21 protein-coding genes and 1 other annotated feature are annotated in these 17,069 nt (G+C 41.8%); all 21 genes read left to right on the top strand.

The features are described 5' to 3' along the window. Nucleotides 1-11: 11 nt before the first annotated feature. The 21 genes from polA (at nt 12) to FC60_RS03945 (ending at nt 17,012) form a co-directional block, all read left to right on the top strand. The gene (polA, locus tag FC60_RS04045; protein WP_056937187.1) at nt 12-2,675 is read left to right on the top strand and encodes a DNA polymerase I; all 2,664 of its coding nucleotides are present in this window, start codon (nt 12-14) and stop codon (nt 2,673-2,675) included. Nucleotides 2,676-2,677: 2 nt separating this feature from the next. Then, complete coding sequence (mutM, locus tag FC60_RS04040) at nt 2,678-3,517, top strand: DNA-formamidopyrimidine glycosylase (protein ID WP_056937186.1); 840 nt, start codon at nt 2,678-2,680, stop codon at nt 3,515-3,517. Further along, nucleotides 3,510-4,103, top strand: a complete 594-nt coding sequence (gene coaE / locus FC60_RS04035; protein WP_056937185.1) for a dephospho-CoA kinase — start codon at nt 3,510-3,512, stop codon at nt 4,101-4,103. The genes mutM and coaE overlap by 8 nt, the downstream gene beginning before the upstream one ends. Nucleotides 4,104-4,154: 51 nt before the next feature. Next, nucleotides 4,155-4,607 carry a transcriptional regulator NrdR gene (gene nrdR / locus FC60_RS04030; protein ID WP_056937184.1) on the top strand — a complete coding sequence of 151 codons (453 nt, stop codon included), beginning with the start codon at nt 4,155-4,157 and terminating at the stop codon, nt 4,605-4,607. Nucleotides 4,608-4,612: 5 nt separating this feature from the next. Continuing rightward, nucleotides 4,613-5,977 (top strand): DnaD domain protein, encoded by a 1,365-nt coding sequence (locus tag FC60_RS04025; protein WP_056937183.1) that lies wholly within the window; start codon nt 4,613-4,615, stop codon nt 5,975-5,977. A gap of 14 nt (nt 5,978-5,991) precedes the next feature. After that, nucleotides 5,992-6,924, top strand: a complete 933-nt coding sequence (gene dnaI / locus FC60_RS04020) for a primosomal protein DnaI (RefSeq protein WP_056937182.1) — start codon at nt 5,992-5,994, stop codon at nt 6,922-6,924. A gap of 46 nt (nt 6,925-6,970) precedes the next feature. Next, nucleotides 6,971-7,111 (top strand) — a sequence feature (ribosomal protein L20 leader region). 22 nt (nt 7,112-7,133) lie between these two features. Further along, nucleotides 7,134-7,664: a translation initiation factor IF-3 gene (gene infC, locus FC60_RS04015; protein ID WP_176662241.1), complete on the top strand. Its 531-nt coding sequence runs from the start codon at nt 7,134-7,136 to the stop codon at nt 7,662-7,664. 23 nt (nt 7,665-7,687) lie between these two features. Next, complete coding sequence (rpmI, locus tag FC60_RS04010) at nt 7,688-7,885, top strand: 50S ribosomal protein L35 (RefSeq protein WP_040467848.1); 198 nt, start codon at nt 7,688-7,690, stop codon at nt 7,883-7,885. Nucleotides 7,886-7,933: 48 nt separating this feature from the next. Next, nucleotides 7,934-8,287 (top strand): 50S ribosomal protein L20, encoded by a 354-nt coding sequence (gene rplT, locus FC60_RS04005; RefSeq protein ID WP_007121753.1) that lies wholly within the window; start codon nt 7,934-7,936, stop codon nt 8,285-8,287. A gap of 114 nt (nt 8,288-8,401) precedes the next feature. Then, a complete protein-coding gene (locus FC60_RS04000; protein ID WP_056937181.1) occupies nt 8,402-8,929 on the top strand; it encodes a YqeG family HAD IIIA-type phosphatase in 528 nt (175 codons plus the stop codon). Continuing rightward, entirely contained in the window at nt 8,930-10,048 is a 1,119-nt protein-coding gene (yqeH, locus tag FC60_RS03995) for a ribosome biogenesis GTPase YqeH (RefSeq protein WP_056937180.1), read from the top strand. It abuts the gene before it with no gap. 10 nt (nt 10,049-10,058) lie between these two features. After that, nucleotides 10,059-10,370, top strand: a complete 312-nt coding sequence (yhbY, locus tag FC60_RS03990; protein ID WP_056937179.1) for a ribosome assembly RNA-binding protein YhbY — start codon at nt 10,059-10,061, stop codon at nt 10,368-10,370. Between the two features lie 14 nt (nt 10,371-10,384). Beyond that, a complete protein-coding gene (locus FC60_RS03985; protein ID WP_056937178.1) occupies nt 10,385-11,020 on the top strand; it encodes a nicotinate-nucleotide adenylyltransferase in 636 nt (211 codons plus the stop codon). Then, the gene (yqeK, locus tag FC60_RS03980) at nt 11,013-11,645 is read left to right on the top strand and encodes a bis(5'-nucleosyl)-tetraphosphatase (symmetrical) YqeK (protein ID WP_056937177.1); all 633 of its coding nucleotides are present in this window, start codon (nt 11,013-11,015) and stop codon (nt 11,643-11,645) included. Before FC60_RS03985 ends, yqeK begins: the two co-directional genes overlap by 8 nt. Further along, nucleotides 11,638-11,994: a ribosome silencing factor gene (gene rsfS / locus FC60_RS03975; RefSeq protein WP_056937176.1), complete on the top strand. Its 357-nt coding sequence runs from the start codon at nt 11,638-11,640 to the stop codon at nt 11,992-11,994. The genes yqeK and rsfS overlap by 8 nt, the downstream gene beginning before the upstream one ends. Next, nucleotides 11,994-12,731, top strand: coding sequence for a class I SAM-dependent DNA methyltransferase (locus tag FC60_RS03970; protein ID WP_056937175.1), 738 nt, complete (start codon nt 11,994-11,996; stop codon nt 12,729-12,731). The genes rsfS and FC60_RS03970 overlap by 1 nt, the downstream gene beginning before the upstream one ends. Nucleotides 12,732-12,740: 9 nt before the next feature. After that, nucleotides 12,741-13,898, top strand: a complete 1,158-nt coding sequence (locus FC60_RS03965) for a nucleotidyltransferase (protein ID WP_056937174.1) — start codon at nt 12,741-12,743, stop codon at nt 13,896-13,898. A 42-nt stretch (nt 13,899-13,940) separates the two neighbouring features. Continuing rightward, nucleotides 13,941-14,489 carry a DUF177 domain-containing protein gene (locus tag FC60_RS03960; protein ID WP_056937173.1) on the top strand — a complete coding sequence of 183 codons (549 nt, stop codon included), beginning with the start codon at nt 13,941-13,943 and terminating at the stop codon, nt 14,487-14,489. A 52-nt stretch (nt 14,490-14,541) separates the two neighbouring features. Then, nucleotides 14,542-14,718: a 50S ribosomal protein L32 gene (gene rpmF, locus FC60_RS03955; RefSeq protein ID WP_040467847.1), complete on the top strand. Its 177-nt coding sequence runs from the start codon at nt 14,542-14,544 to the stop codon at nt 14,716-14,718. Between the two features lie 135 nt (nt 14,719-14,853). Then, on the top strand, nt 14,854-15,540 hold the full coding sequence (locus FC60_RS03950) for a response regulator transcription factor (protein ID WP_007121743.1): 687 nt from the start codon (nt 14,854-14,856) through the stop codon (nt 15,538-15,540). Between the two features lie 14 nt (nt 15,541-15,554). Beyond that, the gene (locus FC60_RS03945) at nt 15,555-17,012 is read left to right on the top strand and encodes a HAMP domain-containing sensor histidine kinase (RefSeq protein ID WP_056937172.1); all 1,458 of its coding nucleotides are present in this window, start codon (nt 15,555-15,557) and stop codon (nt 17,010-17,012) included. Nucleotides 17,013-17,069: the final 57 nt, after the last annotated feature.

Here is a 17,069-nt window from a genome sequence, read left to right as displayed (position 1 = left end):
GGGGAGTTAAAATGGCAAAACAATTATTATTGATCGATGGTAATAGTATTATGTTTCGGGCTTTCTTCGCCATGCATAATCAATTAGAGCGATTTACGAATCAAGATGGCTTACATACCGCAGCGATTTATGGATTTAAACTAATGCTTGACCATGTCTTAGCAGAATATCATCCGGATGCAGCGTTGGTGGCTTTTGATGCGGGAAAGGTTACTTTTCGAACTCAGTTGTTTGATGATTACAAGGGGAGTCGTGATAAAACGCCTAGTGAATTAACCGAACAGATTCCCTATGTTCGGCGGCTGGTTCAGGATAGCGGAATTCAAAGTTATGAGTTGTCTAATTATGAAGCCGATGACATTATTGGCACCTTAGCCCAAGAAGCTGATCAAGCGGGATACGAAACTACGATTATTACCGGTGATCGGGATTTAACCCAATTAGTGACTCCGCAAACCACGGTGGCGGTAACGAAAAAAGGGGTAACCCAAACGAAAGATTATACGCCCGAATATATGCAAGAAAAACTGGGCGTGACGCCGGTTCAATACATTGACGTAAAGGCGTTAATGGGGGATAGCTCGGATAATTATCCTGGCGTTACTAAGATTGGTGAAAAAACAGCAGTTAGTTTGATTCAAGAGTATGGCTCTCTCGATGGCTTATACGAGCATGTTCAAGACATGAAACCAAGTAAGCGAAAGGAAAACCTAATCAATGAGGAAAAGATTGCTCGGGAATGCCAAACTTTAGCGACGATCAAACGTGATGCCCCAGTCGAAGTGCAGCTAACAGATTTAACCTATCAAGGACCTGATCAGGAAGCCTTAGCGGAGTTATATCGGGAATTAAACTTCCAATCGTTTTTGTCTCAAATGGGCGTTGAAGCTCCCGTACCGACTGTTAAACCCGTTCAATACGTAGAATTAACGGCGGATAATCTATCCTTACTAGATCAATTTAAGACCAGCTTGGTTTTTCATCTAGAAATGTTAGAAGCAAATTATCATTTGGCTCAACCAGTTGGCTTTGTCTTAGGTAGACCCGATTGTTGGTTAGTGAGTCGGGATATTAACCTTTTGCAAAAACCAGAAATTAAGCAATTATTAGCTAATGATGGAATCAAAAAAGATGTCTTTAATGCGAAGGCACAACTGGTAGCCTTGCATCGATTAGGGGTGTCGCTTCATCACGTAGCATTTGATTTATTATTAGCCTCTTATCTGTTAGATACAAATGAAAATAGTGATGATCTAGGTTTATTAGCCCAAGTTCATGATTATCATGATGTGCAACCTGATGAAGTAGTCTACGGCAAAGGGGCGAAACAGGCTGTGCCAGAGGATAATGAAGTTTTTTACACGCACTTAGCTAATAAGGCTCGCGCCATTTATGAATTGCGGCAGCCACTGTTTGACCAGTTAAAGGCGAATGAACAACTATCCTTATACACTGATATTGAACTGCCACTGTCAGCGGTTCTGGCTCAAATGGAAATTGATGGTGTAATGGTGAAAACTAGCACTTTAACTCAGATGCAAAGCCAACTAACGGAGCGGTTAAGTGAACTAGAGCAAGCAATCTATCAAGCTGCTGGTGAAGAATTCAATATTAATTCAACTAAACAATTAGGGGTAATTCTTTTTGAAAAGTTAAAATTACCAGTAATAAAGAAGACCAAGACTGGTTATTCAACAGCGGTGAGTGTTTTAGAAAAGCTACGTGACCAGGCCCCAGTAGTTGATTTGATTTTACAATATCGGCAGATTGCCAAAATTCAGTCTACCTATGTGACCGGGTTGCTGAAGGTTATTCACCCTGATGACCATAAGATTCACACTCGCTATCTACAAACTTTGACGCAAACAGGACGGCTGTCTTCAGTCGACCCCAATTTACAAAATATTCCGGTTCGTGTCGAAGAAGGTCGACGAATCCGACAGGCCTTTGTACCGAGTGAGGCGGGTTGGGAAATCTTCTCGTCGGATTACTCACAAGTGGAACTGCGGGTGTTAGCCCATGTTAGTGGCGATCAAAATATGCAAGCAGACTTTATCAATGGTGAGGATATTCACGCAGCAACTGCCCGACGGATCTTTCACCTCTTACCTGACGAAGAAGTTACCCCTAACATGCGGCGTCAAGCGAAGGCCGTCAATTTTGGGATTGTATATGGAATTAGTGATTACGGACTAGCCCAAAATATTAATGTCAGTCCTAAACAGGCGAAAACTTTTATTGAGAGTTATTTTGCTGAATTTCCAGGAGTCCATGACTATACCAAGTCGATTGTCGAAACTGCTCGGCAGCAAGGTTATGTTGAAACCATTACCCATCGGCGTCGGTATTTGCCAGATATTCATGCTAAAAACTTTAATTTGCGTTCTTTTGCTGAGCGGACCGCTATGAATACACCTATTCAAGGGAGCGCGGCTGATATTATTAAAATTGCCATGATCAGAATGGGACCAGCGCTTGCTGCACATCATTTGCAAGCTCGGATGCTCCTGCAAATCCATGACGAATTGGTATTTGAAGCACCGAAAGAAGAGTTAGCCACCCTTCGTCAAGTTGTGACGGAGGTGATGGATTCGGCGGTTAAGTTATCCGTTCCGCTAAAAGTTGAAAGTAAAGTTGGACCAACTTGGTATGATTTAAAGAAAATTGAGGATTAACAATGCCTGAATTACCAGAAGTAGAAACAGTTCGTCGAGGATTAATGCGAATTGCTGCCGGGCGGCAAATCAATGGGATTGATGTTTTGTATGGGAAAACCATTACAAATGATGTTGAAGAATTCCGCCAAGCTTTAATCGGACAGACCATTACGGATATTGATCGTCGAGGAAAGTATTTGCTCTTTCGGTTTACGAATCAATTAACGATGGTTTCCCACCTCCGAATGGAAGGGAGTTATTTTAACCAACCTACAGGCGGTGAAGTAGATAAACATACGCACGTCATTTTCCATTTTACGGATCAAACAGATCTCTGTTACCGTGATACCAGGAAATTCGGTCGGATGACTTTGGTTAAAACAGGAACCGAAAATGAAGTGGGAGGCTTAAAAACGATTGGACCGGAACCGACGGAGCAAGATTTTAAGTTAGATTATTTTATCGATATTTTGAAGCACAGTCGCGGCAAGATTAAGCCGTTTTTATTGAACCAATCGCATGTAGCGGGCTTGGGGAATATCTATTGCGACGAAGTCTTATGGATGGCCAAGATCAATCCTGAGCAACCGGCTAACTTCTTGTCAGATACTCAAGCAAGTATATTGCGAAAAAGTATTATCAGTGAGATTAAAAGGGCAACGAAGTTACATGGAACGACCGTCCATACCTTCAAGAACGCTTTTGGTAATGCGGGAGAATTTCAAAATGAACTCCAAGCCTATGGGCATGCTGGCGAGCCTTGTCCCCGGTGTGGAACGACGATGATTAAAATTAAGGTAGCTCAACGTGGCACCACTTACTGCCCGCAGTGCCAGCCTTTACGAGGCCAAGATGACTAAGGTAATCGGCCTGACCGGCGGAATTGCCACTGGTAAATCAACCGTTAGTCAGTATTTAAAGACTAAAGGGTTAAAGATAATTGATGCTGACATAGTAGCTCGCCAGGTTGTTGAACCAGGAACCAAGGGGCTCGCTTTAATTCAAGAAGCCTTTGGTAATGAGGTCATCAATCCTGATGGTAACCTTAATCGAGCACAATTAGGTAAGGTTGTGTTTGCTGATTCACATGCTCGCCAGAAGTTAAACCAGATCCTCCATCCGTTAATTTTTCGGACCATTTTAGGGCGTTTAGAAGATCTAAAGGCCCAGCGATGTCCAGTAGTGGTCCTGGATATTCCCTTATTATTTGAAACGGGCTGGGAGCAAAGATGTGACTTGACCTGGGTGGTCGCTTGTTTTCCTCAGCAACAACTGACCCGTCTAATGGCTCGGGACCATTTGGATCAAGCAGCGGCTCAAGCCCGGATCGCAGCTCAGTATCCCTTGACCGAAAAGATGGCTAGGGCCGATGTGGTTTTGATGAATGATAATGATCAAGCTGGTTTATATCATCAAGTTGATCAAGCCCTGGCTAAATTATCGTAAATGATATTCATGTGATATAATTAATAAAACAAGTTGAGAGGGGATAGAGCAATGATTTGTCCACATTGCCGACAAGAAGGATCACGGGTAATTGATAGTCGACCAGCCGATGATGGCTCGAGCATTCGGCGGCGTCGGGAATGCCCTAACTGTGGTTTCCGATTTACGACCTTTGAACGTTATGAAGAAATTCCTTTGTTAGTGATCAAAAAAGATGGCAGTCGGGAACCCTTTAATCGGCAGAAGTTATTGAACGGCTTGATTCGTTCGGCTGAAAAACGACCAGTTGGGATGCAAACCTTAACTGAAATTGCTGATAAAGTTGAGTCCCAAGCCCGGCGGTTAGGGGAAACTGAGATATCCACGCAAGCGATCGGTGAATTTGTGATGAACGAATTAAAGCCAGTTGATGAAATTGCCTATATTCGCTTTGCTAGTGTTTATCGTGAATTTAAGGATGTTGAAGCTTTTCGTAAGGAAATTGAATCAATGGAGAAGAAGTGAGTGTCATGGGGAACAATCTGGTTCGATTACAGTCTCAAACGGGCTATGTAGTCTCTTTGAGTCCTGATTTTGGCAAATTTGACCAAACGACATTTCTTAGTTTTTATCAACCATTGATGAGTCCCACTGCTATGGGGCTTTTTTATGCTTTACAGTTAAATCCCTCTGTTCACCCAGTGCTAACGGACCGGCAACCGCACCAAAAGCTAATGGTGCAACTTGGGGCCGGGATTCAGGCGATTGATCAAGGAAGACAGCAATTGGAAGCATTAGGCTTGCTAAAAACTTTTCAGCAAATCGATGATTTAGGTGAAGTGCTCGTTTATGAGTTACATCCGACCTTATCGCCAGATGAATTTTTAGCTGATGATTTACTAAGTGTTCTATTACTACAAATGGTAGGTGAACAAGCCTTTAATCAGTTATCTCAAAGGGCAAACCAATATTATTTGAAGTCTAGTGAGCTAGCGGAAGTCACCACACCCTTTTTAGACGTTTATACGATTGGTAAACAAGCATTAAAGCAAGTTGATCCAGTGATCAAAACTGCCCGGCAAACCAATGCACTAGTTAAATCCAAGTCTTCGAAGGTGAGTGATCCAGCTTTTGACTGGGAATTATTAGGCCAACAATTACAATTGCAGGGAATTGATCATCAGGTCATGACTGATTATCATCAAGTGATTATGGCGGAGCATCTCTTATATCAATTGGATGAGTTTCAATTAGCCGAATTAATGATTAAGGCAGTTGATGTCACCAATAATCAATTTGATGTTGACCGCTTTAAGCAATTGGTCCGTCAACAAGGACAAGCGAGCCGTCAGCCTAGCGTCCAAACGTCAAATTCCAATGAAGATCTACATGATTTATCGGAAGTCGAAAAGCAATTAGTTCAACAGGTGCAAGCTTACTCGCCTTTAGATTATTTAACGGGATTAAAAAATGCGACCAATAGTGGCTACGTTAGTAGCAATGAACGATATACCTTAGAACGTTTGGTGGAAGCGCAAACCTTACCGATTAGCGCTATTAATGTTCTTTTACATTATGTTATAGTAGAGCAAGGGAAGGCTTCTCTGAATGCTAATTTAGTGGATGCCATTGCTAATGCCTGGACCCGAAAAGGGGTGCAGTCGGCTAGTGATGCCATTCGAGCTTTAAAAGACTTTCGAAAGCAACGCCAGACTAAATCGCGTCAATCAAGGCGTACTAGTAATGGGAAGCACGTTAAAGAACAGTTGCCAGAATGGGCAAAGAAGGCCGATTACCAACCACGACCAGCGAAAAAAGCGACGGATGAAGGCAATTTATCTAATATTGAAAACCTGAAATCTAAATTACGTCAACAACAAAATAATCAACCCTAGAGAGGAGGTTCAATATGCAATCATTAAGTGTGGCAATGATGAAGCGGATACAAGCCCAAGGTAATAATCAAGAATATCAAAAAACCGTTGAGCGAGTTTTTTCGGATCCACAGATTCAAGCCTTTTTAAATCAGCATCAAGCAGAATTGACCCCCGAAAGTGTGCAACGGGACTACTCCAAGTTGTATGAATTCTTCCACGAAAATCAGTTGATTTTACAAAATCAAACTTCTATTGCGCCTGGTTATCAACCCAAATTATTAATTAATGCTGGTCAAATTGACGTGGCTTATGTCCCAAGCGCCCAATTACGCGCCGAACAACGAGCTAAAGAACTACGCGATCGTGTCACGATAATTAGCATGCCAAAATGGCTACCAGCAGCTAACTTTGACGATTTCTATACGGATGATCAGCAGGGGTCACCGTCGCGGAACTTGGCCCTAGAAGAAGCACTAAAATTCTGTATGAATTATTCAGTTGATCATTTTCAGCCGGGGCTTTATTTGTCAGGAAGTTTTGGAGTTGGTAAGACTTATCTGTTGGGTGCAACAGCCAATGAATTAGCGAAGCGCAATGTTAAAACAACCATTTTGCATTTTCCTTCCTTTGTCGTGAAAATGCGTCAAGCCATCCAAAACCGAACCTTAAACGAGGAACGTGATCAGGTGAGTCAGGCACCGGTCCTAATGATTGATGATATTGGAGCCGACGTTATGACGTCATGGGCGCGGGATGATTTATTAGCGGTGATTTTAGAATACCGGATGCAAGCAGAACTGCCGACCTTCTTTTCATCTAATATGACTATGAATGAGTTGGAAAATCATTTGGCCGAAGACAATAAGGATAATGTTGAACCGTTGAAGGCTAAACGAATTATGCAACGGATCCAGTACTTATCGCGTGAGATTGATGTACAAGGAAATAATTTGCGAATGTCCTAAGGAATGATTGACAAATGGTCGAAAGTTAGTTAAAGTAATAATCGTTGATAAAAAGCAGAAGCACCCGCTTCTCGCCTAGGTTACTAGAGTGACCGGGCAAATCACTTAATTACTGGCATATTTATATGTTTTAAACTAGTAAATTAATGGTGCGGGGTGCAAGATTGCACGTCGCTTTTTTGATGCCAGATCATTAATATTGGAGGTGTATTAACATAGCTCAAGGAATGTTTGTCAACGATGGAATTCGTGCCCGTGAAGTTCGGTTAATCGATCAAAACGGGGAACAATTAGGAGTAAAGACGAAGGCGGAAGCATTGCAATTAGCGGAAGCAGCCGACTTAGATTTAGTCCTAGTTGCACCAAAGGCACGTCCAGCAGTTGCGCGGATTATGGATTATGGTAAGTACCGTTTTGAGATGCAAAAGAAGGAACGGGAAAACCGGAAGAACCAGAAGACCACGGCGGTTAAAGAAATCCGCTTGAGTCCCACAATTGATACGAACGACTTTAATGTGAAATTAAGTCGGGTGCGGAAGTTTATCGAAAAAGGTGATAAAGTCCGTGTCTCACTTCGTTTCCGTGGTCGGGCGATCACACATAAGGATATTGGTCGAGACATGATCGAACGGATGGCAGAAGAAACAAAAGATATTGCCACCGTTGAACAACGGCCAAAGATGGAAGGACGGAGCATGTTCCTAACTCTTGCTCCCTTGTCCGATAAGCAGAAAAAATAAAATTAAGAAGGTAGGATATAGTTATGCCAAAGATGAAGACAAAGAAGTCTGCTGCTAAGCGTTTTAAGCGTACTGCTAATGGTGGATTCAAGAGTGGTAACTCATTTACTAGCCACCGCTTCCACGGTAAGACGAAGAAGCAACGTCGTCAATTACGTGGCTTAAGCATGATGGACAAGAGTAACGTTAGTCGTTACAAGAAGATGGTTCCTGCTAAGTAATTTAGTAGGCGAGATTTAAATAATTAAAATTACTAGGAGGACACCACAATGCGAGTTAAAGGTGGAACTGTTACGCGCGCTCGTCGGAAGCGCATTATGAAATTAGCTAAGGGATACACTGGTTCAAAGCACCGTCTTTTTAAGACGGCCAAGGATCAAGTGATGAAGAGTGGAACTTATGCTTTCCGTGACCGGAAGGTTAATAAGCGAAACTTCCGTCAATTATGGATCACGCGGATCAACGCTGGTGCACGGATGAACGACATTAGCTACAGTAAGTTAATGCACGGTTTGAAGTTAGCTAATATTGATCTTAACCGGAAGATGTTGGCTGATTTAGCTGTTAACGATGCCGATGCGTTTAAGGCATTAGTTGACGAAGCTAAGAAGGCTTTAAACTAAATTAGATCAAGGACTGGCATGGTCAGTCCTTTTTATTTTGGCCCTACCGATAAAGATTGATCCACTTTCTAACAATCGGTATAATGGAAGGATCAAAGAAACGAGGAAACAAGATTGTTAGCACGATTTAAACCAACCTGGATGATTGAACGGTTTAGTGATATTGATCCGGACCAATTAAAACAAATGGGAATTCATGTGGTATTTAGTGATTTGGATAATACCTTAATTGCTTGGAACAATCCGGATGGGACTCCTGAATTACGGGAATGGATGCGTAAATTGGCTGACGCACAAATTCAATTAATTGTGGTTTCTAATAACAGCCATGACCGAATTGGGCGTGCCGTTGAAAAGATTGGATTACCATTTGTTTCACGCGCTTTAAAACCACTTCCGGTTGGTATCAATCGGACCTTAAAAAAGATGCAGTTAGCACCTTCAGAAGTGGTGATGGTAGGTGATCAGATTATGACAGATATTTTAGCGGCGAATAGTGCTGGAATTCGTAGTATCCTAGTTAAACCACTCTTACCTAGCGATAAATGGATTACGAAACCAAATCGTATGATGGAGAAGCAAGTGATGCGATTAATGCAAGGTCAAGATTCCCAAATGCAATGGCAAAAGGAGTTAAAGTAAATGACAACGGTTGATGAAGAATTAAGATGTATAGGGTGTGGGGCAGTAATTCAATCTGATGATCCGGACGAATTAGGCTATACTCCGGCATCAGCAGTTCAAAAAGGGTTAGAAAGTGGTGAACTGTATTGTCAACGGTGTTTTCGCTTACGTCATTATAATGAAATTGCGCCAGTGTCATTAACGGACGACGACTTCTTGCGGCTCTTAAGCCATATCCGTGATACCAAGTCTCTAATCGTTTATGTCGTGGATATTTTTGATGTTAACGGGAGCTTAATTCCAGGCTTACATCGCTTTGTCGGTGATAATCCGGTAATGTTAGTCGGGAATAAAGAAGATTTATTGCCAAGCTCATTACGTCGGAACAAATTACGTGACTGGTTACGCCAACAAGTAAATCAAGCCGGAATTCGACCGATTTCAACGGTCTTGGTTTCAGCCAAAAAGAATCATCAGATTGAAGACCTCTTGAAAGAAATTGATCGCCGGCGGAACGATCGGGATGTCTATGTGGTTGGGGTTACTAATGTCGGGAAATCAACCTTAATTAACCAAATTATTAAATTACGGACGGGAATTAAGGATTTAATTACGACTTCTCGCTTTCCAGGAACCACCCTGGATCAAATTGAAATTCCGCTGGATGATGGCCATCAATTAGTTGATACCCCAGGGATTATTCACCAAGCCCAGATGGCGCATGTTCTGCCAGCCAAAGATCTAAAAGTGGTGACACCACAAAAGGAAATTAAACCACGAACCTACCAATTACAAGATCAACAAACGATCTTTTTAGGTGGGGTAGCACGGTTTGATTACTTAAAGGGACAAAAGGTGGGAATTGTCGGCTATTTTGATAATAATCTGCCAATGCATCGGACTAAGTTAGCCCATGCAGATGATTTTTATCATAAGCATTTAGGCGGTTTATTAACACCACCAAGTACTGACGATCTGGCTGATTTTCCACCATTAGAACGGTTTGAATTTGCTATTAAACAAAAATCTGATTTAGTCTTTGAAGGTTTGGGTTGGATGACAATTCCCGCTGGGACAGTGGTAGCTGGATGGGCACCAAAGGGGGTTGCCGTACTGATTCGTCCAGCCATGATATAAGGAGAACAAAATGCATTTACGAGGGAAACAAAAGCGTTTTTTACGAGCCCAAGCTAATCACTTACAACCCCTGTTTTCGGTGGGGAAAAATGGTTTAACACCAGCTTGGCTTGCTCAACTATCGGGGGCCTTAGATAAACGCGAATTAATCAAAGTCAGCATTTTACAAAATGCGGATGAAACAACTAGTGAAGTCAAAGCATATATTGAATCGCAAAGCGATATTCAAGTGGTCCAAGAAATTGGCCGAGTATTAGTTTTATTTAAGGTTGCTAAAGATCCAGAGTTACGCCAACTCTCGGAACAGGTTGAAAAGATTTAAAGGAAGTGACGGGGATGCCGGTTAAGTCTGCAGTTCGGATGATTCCAAAGGTCGAAGTACAACTATTAACTAGTTTTCGGCATCGACGAATTGGTTTGTATGGCGGGACCTTCAACCCGGTTCACAATGCGCATCTGTTAGTGGCCGATCAAGTTGGTAAAACCTTAGGCTTAGATCGGGTCGATTTTTTGCCAGATCTTATCCCTCCCCATGTTGACCAAAAGTCTGCGGTGGCGGCTGAATATCGGGTTGATATGTTGAAATTAGCGATTGATGACAATCCATATTTAGGTATTGAAATGGCGGAGATTAACCGGGGAGGAATTTCGTATAGCTATGATACGATTAAGGAACTAAAAGAACGCCATCCTGAAAATGATTATTATTTCATCATCGGAGGCGATATGGTTGATTATTTACCAACCTGGTATCGCATTGATGATTTAATGAAGATGGTTAATTTTGTCGGGGTCCGTCGACAAGGAGCCGAGAATAATACCAATTATCCCGTTATTTGGGTCGATGTCCCGACCGTTGATTTTAGTTCGTCGGCCATTCGGGACCGGATCAGGAATCGACAATCAATTAAATATATGGTTCCAGCAGGTGTGGAAAATTATATAAAGGAGCATCAATTATACCTTGACTAATAATGACCAACAATTTAAGTATAGCGGTGAATTTGCTTACTTAAATCGGGATCAATTAGTAACCAAAATTCAAGCCGCTTTGAGTCCGGAACGTTTTAAGCATGTTTTACGCGTTGAAACTACGGCACGACAATTAGCGCGCCAGTACGGAGTTGATGAACAGTTGGCTAGCATTGCCGGGCTTTGTCATGATTATGCCAAGGAACGACCAGCTGAGGATTTTATACAAGTAATTAAGGCAAAAAAATTAGAGCCTGATTTACTATCCGCTGGCAACGCCATTTGGCATGGAGTAGTGGGAGCTGAGATGGTCGCCGATGAATTGTTAGTTCATGACCAACGGATTTTGGATGCTATTCGCCAGCATACGGTTGGGGGGACTGTCATGACTAAATTATCGCAAGTGCTCTACATGGCTGATTATATTGAACCTGGCCGTGACTTTCCAGGGGTTGATCAGGCGCGCCAAATCACACAGCAGTCCTTAGCAAAGGGAGTGGCCTTTCAAACCTGGCACACCTTAAATTACTTAGTTCAAAAGGGTGCCTCGGTATATCCAGCAACCATTGATACCTATAATGCATGGGTCCCGCAATACAGAAAGGAATTTTTACTAGATGAATAGCGAAGAAATTTTAAAAATGGTGGTAACGGAGGCGGATGGTCGCCGAGCAGAAGATATTGTAGCTTTAAAGGTTGATCAAATTAGCCCTATGGCCGATTACTTTGTAGTAATGACGGGAGGATCAAATCGGCAGGTTCAAGCCATCGCTGATGCCATTGTAAAAAAGTCGTATGAACTAAAATTACCAATTGGCAGTGTCGAAGGAAAAAATGCAGCCCAATGGATCTTAGTTGACTTAGGTGAAGTGGTGGTGCACATTTTCCGCGAAGAAACGCGCCAATTCTACAATTTGGAAAAACTTTGGTCGGAAGCACCCTTAGTTAATATTAAAGATTGGATTAATGATTAATGATCTACCAAACTTTTGCGCGTCTGTATGATGAATTATTTGATGATGAGATGTATCAAGCTTGGGCTGATTTTGTTCAAACCATTGTTCCACAACCAACGGCAATCTTAGATGTCGCTGGTGGGGCCGGTCGATTAGCAATTCTACTGGCTCAACGAGGCTACGAAATGACGGATCTTGATTTATCACCAGAGATGTTGAGTTTAGCGGTTGAACATCGGGAAGCGGCGCAAGTTGATCTAATGCTAGTTGAGGGGAATATGTTAGCGCTTGGTGATTTGCCACAGTACCCGGTGATTACTTGTTTTGCCGATTCCTTATGTTATCTCAACAATTTTGCTGAGTTCCAACAGGCATTGAGTGAAATCTATGCCCATCTTGAGGATGGGGGTTATTTCATCTTTGATATGATGTCACCTTATCAAATGGATCAGGTCTATCCAGGATATATGTTCAATTATCAAGATGAGGATCAGCAACGTGCCTTTATGTGGCAAAGTTTTGCAGACGATGATGTTGAACATGGGGTAATCCATGATTTAACTTTCTTTGTACAGTCTAATAATGGACAATATGATCGTATTTCTGAAATGCACTTTCAACGTTCGTATCCCCTCGAATGGGTACTGAAGGCTTTGGAAAAGTTAGGATATCAAAAGATTGAAGTACGAGCTGATTTTGGGAAAGCAGCGGTTGATGAACATACCACTCGCTGGTTCTTTGTTTGTCAAAAATAGGAGAATTGGATGCAAGCACTGGGTTTAGTAGCTGAATACAATCCATTTCATAATGGACATCGCTATCATCTTCAACAAGCACGACTGCTAACAGGTGCTGATGTAGTAGTGGCTGTAATGAGTGGGGATTTTACCCAGCGTGGGGAGCCAACCATTTTAGACAAGTGGCAACGCACCCAAGCCGCTTTGGCTAATGGGGTGGACCTAGTGGTCGAGTTACCAGTTTTTAATGCCGTCCAACCAGCGCATCGTTTTGCGGAGGGGGCGTTAAGACTATTAAATGATCTTCAGGTAGCGACCGTGGTCTTTGGTGCTGAACATCCAGAATGGAACTTTGACTCCTTGGTTGCGGCAGAAACTAAGTTTAAGGCCAGCAATTTTAAGGATTATCATGCAACTTATGCCACCCAATTTAATCAACAATTGAGTGCTCAAACTGGTTATTCGCTGACTGATCCTAATGATATTCTAGCTTTTGCCTATTATAAAGCGCGACAAGAGGGGCACTATACCATGAATTTGTTACCAATTCAGCGACGAGGCAATGATTATCATGATCAAACCATTACTGGCAAGCTCGCTAGCGCAAGTGCGATTCGGGCGGCTTGGTCAGATCTAAAAACTATTAAAAATACAGTTCCTGCAGCTACCATGAATGAATTAGCTCAGTTACAGCGCTTACCATCGTGGGAACTTTTATACCCAATCTTACGAAATCAATTGATTCAAACGCCTGTTGAATGGCTTCAACAGATTTACCAAATGGGTGAAGGAATTGAATATCGTATGAAGGAAGCAGCCCAACGTGCCTTAACCTATGCTGATTTTATTCGCTTAGTGAAAACCAAGCGCTATACTTATGCTTATTTAAGTCGCTTATCTCTATATGTCATTTTGAATATTAGCAAGGCTGAACACGATCGCCATCAACAAGTTCCATATCACCATGTCCTGGGTTTTAATCAAGTTGGTCAAGCTTATTTAAATCAAGTGAAAAAGCAGCTCGACTATCCCTTAATTGTAAAGGTGAATCGGGATGAACGAGATGGGCGCTTTAACCTGGATTATCGAGCGGGGAAATTATACCAAAACTTTACTAAGGTAGAACAAGATATGAAACATGCGCCAATTCGCACTGTCAAGGAAATAACATTGACAAGCGAATAGGGGATGCGTATAATAAAAAATGTTGCATTAGGAGGAAAAGCTATGAAATGGTCTCTGGAAGACTTATCACGTTACCATGATGAACCACTTCATCTGGCAACCACTTTTGATCTCAACGTAATGATGACGAAACGATTTCCAGAACAGATTTTGGCAGTCGCGCCAATTAAAGTTGATGGTTATTGGTCATTTGATAAAGGTGATGCGACGATCGGGATGCATGTTGACACTACGGTGACAACACCATCGAGTCGTTCGCTAGAACCAGTGGAATTACAACTTTCTTTTGACATTACTGAGTCTTATACCAATGAGCACAGTCATTTTGATCGATATGATGACGATGAAGTAGTCTTCTATTTGGAAGATGATGAGTTAATTGATTTAGATCGAATCTTGTCAGAAAATATTGTGGAACAAATTCCATTAAAAGTTTTAACTGCTGCTGAGAAAGCTGGCGAGGCGCTTCCTAAAGGGAAGGATTGGTCAGTGATAACTGAAGATCAGTTAGACCAGCAACAGCATCAACAGGTTGATCCACGTTTCGCTAAGTTAAAAAATTTATTTCCTGATCAGGATAATGGTAAATAGCGAACGGCTAAAAACCACTAGTGGATAAGAAATTTATAAGGAGGTGTTAAGCATGGCTGTTCCAGCACGGAAAACATCAAAAACGCGAAAGCGTAATCGTCGTGGACACATTAAGTTAACTGTACCTGGTTTAACTGCATGTCCAAATTGTGGTGAATTACGGAAGTCACACATGGTTTGCCCAAGTTGTGGATACTACAACGGTAAGCAAGTGGCTGCTAACAATTAAGATATGGTAAAAGCTTCTCTTCGGTGCCGGACCTGGAGAAGCTTTTTCTTTTATCATAAAATCAGAGAATTAATTAGGGTTTTATGATAAAATATTCAGGATTATATTATTTTATCCTTGAAGGAGTAGAAATTTATGAGTCGAGTACTAATTATTGAAGACGAAGAAAATTTAGCACATTTCGTTGAACTAGAATTGAAACATGAGGGTTATGAAACCAAAGTAGCCTTAGATGGTCGTGAGGGGTTAGAAGCGGCGTTAGCAGATGATTATGATGTCATCTTATTGGATTTAATGTTGCCGGAACTGAATGGGTTAGAAGTTGCCCGGCGGGTTCGGGAAGTTAAGAATACGCCTATCATTATCATGACGGCTCGTGATTCAGTGATTGATCGGGTTTCGGGATTAGATCATGGGGCGGATGATTACATTGTTAAGCCGTTTGCAATTGAAGAATTGTTAGCCCGGGTCCGGGCCCTCTTACGACGGATCAGTATTGAAGAAGATAACGCTTCTGACCACCAAACTAAGGTGACCTATAAAGATCTAGTAATTGAAAAAGAAAATCGGATCGTTCGACGGGACGAAGAAGTAATCAACCTAACGAAACGGGAATACGAATTATTGTTAATCCTAATGGAGAACATTAACGTAGTTATGTCTCGGAAGGACTTGCTCAGTAAGGTTTGGGGATACGATACAAATGTTGAGACGAATGTCGTTGATGTTTACATTCGATACCTACGGAACAAGATTGATCGTCCGGGAGAACCAAGTTACATTCAAACAGTCCGGGGAACTGGGTATGTAATTCGTTCCTAAAAGTGGTGAAATGAATGGAAAATCAAGCTTCAACCAAGCGCTTTCTATCATTGAAATTAAAATGGGCCCTCGGTACTGCCGTGGGCTCTTTGCTTATTTCAATCCTATTGATTGTCATTATTTTTAGTTCATTCACGCAAGATCTGCTCCGTCAAGAGCGTCAGACACTTTCGTCGACGATGACTTCGGTTAGTGAGCAGGTTAATAATCATTTGGATACTTTATCCTCACAACAGATTAAGCAAGAGATCAATTCGGAAGTAGGATCTACCTCCAGTAAAGCAGTTTTCTCACGGGATATTGTTCGAGGACTAAGTAATTCTCAAATTGAGATGGCAATTTATAATCAGCAGGGGAAAGTAATTTATCAGCTTGGTAAGATTCAAGTCAAATTTAAAACCAGTAACCAACGTTCGATTTCATTAATGCGGGGTAACGACCATCAAATTTTGGTAGGACGGATGCCAATCCGTTCGAAAGATCATCAAATAATTGGTTATTTACAGATTGAAAATAATCTGAATACTTATCACCAGCGCTACCAGCGCCAACTTTTAGTAGTCGTGATCGCATTATTATTAGTAGTAATCCTAAGTGGTTTGATGGGATATTTCTTATCGTGGTTCTTTTTGCGGCCCCTCAATGATATTGAAGATACGGTGAAGGCGATTAGTGATGATCCAACGAAAGACGTGCGGGTTCCCGAATTAAGGCAAAATGATGAATTAAGTGAACTGTCAACCATGTTTAATCAGATGTTGGATCGCACGCAACGGTATATTGACCAACAGTCACAATTTGTGGGTGATGTTTCTCATGAACTACGAACTCCTGTGGCTATTATCCAGGGACATATGCAATTACTGGATCGATGGGGAAAAGATGATCCCCAAGTTTTAGCTGACTCGATTCAAGCTTCACTAAAAGAAACGGAACGGATGAATAATTTGGTTCAAGAGATGCTGGATCTAAGTCGTGCCGAACAAGTGGAATTAAACTTCCGCGATGCTACTACGCCGGTTAAAGAAGTGGTAATGCAGGTTTATAATAACTTTAAGATGATTCATCCCGATTATACTTTTGTGATGGATGATGATTTACCAGGCGAAGTGATTTCACCAATATATCATGATCATTTGGAACAGATTATGATTATCCTTTGTGATAATGCTGTCAAATATTCTACTAATCGTCCTGAAGTTGATTTTTCCTTATCCCGAAGTGCTAATTTTGTGGAAATTGGGATTCAGGATTATGGAGAAGGAATCGCGGATGAAGATATTGATAAAGTCTTTGATCGCTTTTATCGGGTTGATAAAGCGCGGAGCCGAAAGAAGGGGGGCAATGGGCTGGGATTGGCCATTGCTAAGCGATTGATCGAGGGGTATCATGGTATGATCACCCTAGAAAGTACCTTGGGATCGGGGTCAGTATTTACGGTTAAATTACCAATCATTGAGGAAAAAGATTAGTAGCTAAAAAAGAGACCAGTGGCACCTAAAATGGAATTTTTCCATTTTGGTGACGCT

The sequence above is a fragment of the Limosilactobacillus gastricus DSM 16045 genome (assembly GCF_001434365.1).
Taxonomy (GTDB): domain Bacteria; phylum Bacillota; class Bacilli; order Lactobacillales; family Lactobacillaceae; genus Limosilactobacillus; species Limosilactobacillus gastricus.
The sequence above is the reverse complement of the archived record's forward strand: the minus strand, read 5'-3'. Positions and strand labels throughout refer to the sequence as shown.

Coding starts and splice junctions, on each gene's coding strand:
- polA (WP_056937187.1), top strand. CDS start 12: ATGGCAAAACAATTATTATTGATCGATGGTAATAGTATTATGTTTCGG.
- mutM (WP_056937186.1), top strand. CDS start 2,678: ATGCCTGAATTACCAGAAGTAGAAACAGTTCGTCGAGGATTAATGCGA.
- coaE (WP_056937185.1), top strand. CDS start 3,510: ATGACTAAGGTAATCGGCCTGACCGGCGGAATTGCCACTGGTAAATCA.
- nrdR (WP_056937184.1), top strand. CDS start 4,155: ATGATTTGTCCACATTGCCGACAAGAAGGATCACGGGTAATTGATAGT.
- FC60_RS04025 (WP_056937183.1), top strand. CDS start 4,613: ATGGGGAACAATCTGGTTCGATTACAGTCTCAAACGGGCTATGTAGTC.
- dnaI (WP_056937182.1), top strand. CDS start 5,992: ATGCAATCATTAAGTGTGGCAATGATGAAGCGGATACAAGCCCAAGGT.
- rpmI (WP_040467848.1), top strand. CDS start 7,688: ATGCCAAAGATGAAGACAAAGAAGTCTGCTGCTAAGCGTTTTAAGCGT.
- rplT (WP_007121753.1), top strand. CDS start 7,934: ATGCGAGTTAAAGGTGGAACTGTTACGCGCGCTCGTCGGAAGCGCATT.
- yqeH (WP_056937180.1), top strand. CDS start 8,930: ATGACAACGGTTGATGAAGAATTAAGATGTATAGGGTGTGGGGCAGTA.
- yhbY (WP_056937179.1), top strand. CDS start 10,059: ATGCATTTACGAGGGAAACAAAAGCGTTTTTTACGAGCCCAAGCTAAT.
- FC60_RS03985 (WP_056937178.1), top strand. CDS start 10,385: ATGCCGGTTAAGTCTGCAGTTCGGATGATTCCAAAGGTCGAAGTACAA.
- rsfS (WP_056937176.1), top strand. CDS start 11,638: ATGAATAGCGAAGAAATTTTAAAAATGGTGGTAACGGAGGCGGATGGT.
- FC60_RS03970 (WP_056937175.1), top strand. CDS start 11,994: ATGATCTACCAAACTTTTGCGCGTCTGTATGATGAATTATTTGATGAT.
- FC60_RS03965 (WP_056937174.1), top strand. CDS start 12,741: ATGCAAGCACTGGGTTTAGTAGCTGAATACAATCCATTTCATAATGGA.
- FC60_RS03960 (WP_056937173.1), top strand. CDS start 13,941: ATGAAATGGTCTCTGGAAGACTTATCACGTTACCATGATGAACCACTT.
- rpmF (WP_040467847.1), top strand. CDS start 14,542: ATGGCTGTTCCAGCACGGAAAACATCAAAAACGCGAAAGCGTAATCGT.
- FC60_RS03950 (WP_007121743.1), top strand. CDS start 14,854: ATGAGTCGAGTACTAATTATTGAAGACGAAGAAAATTTAGCACATTTC.
- FC60_RS03945 (WP_056937172.1), top strand. CDS start 15,555: ATGGAAAATCAAGCTTCAACCAAGCGCTTTCTATCATTGAAATTAAAA.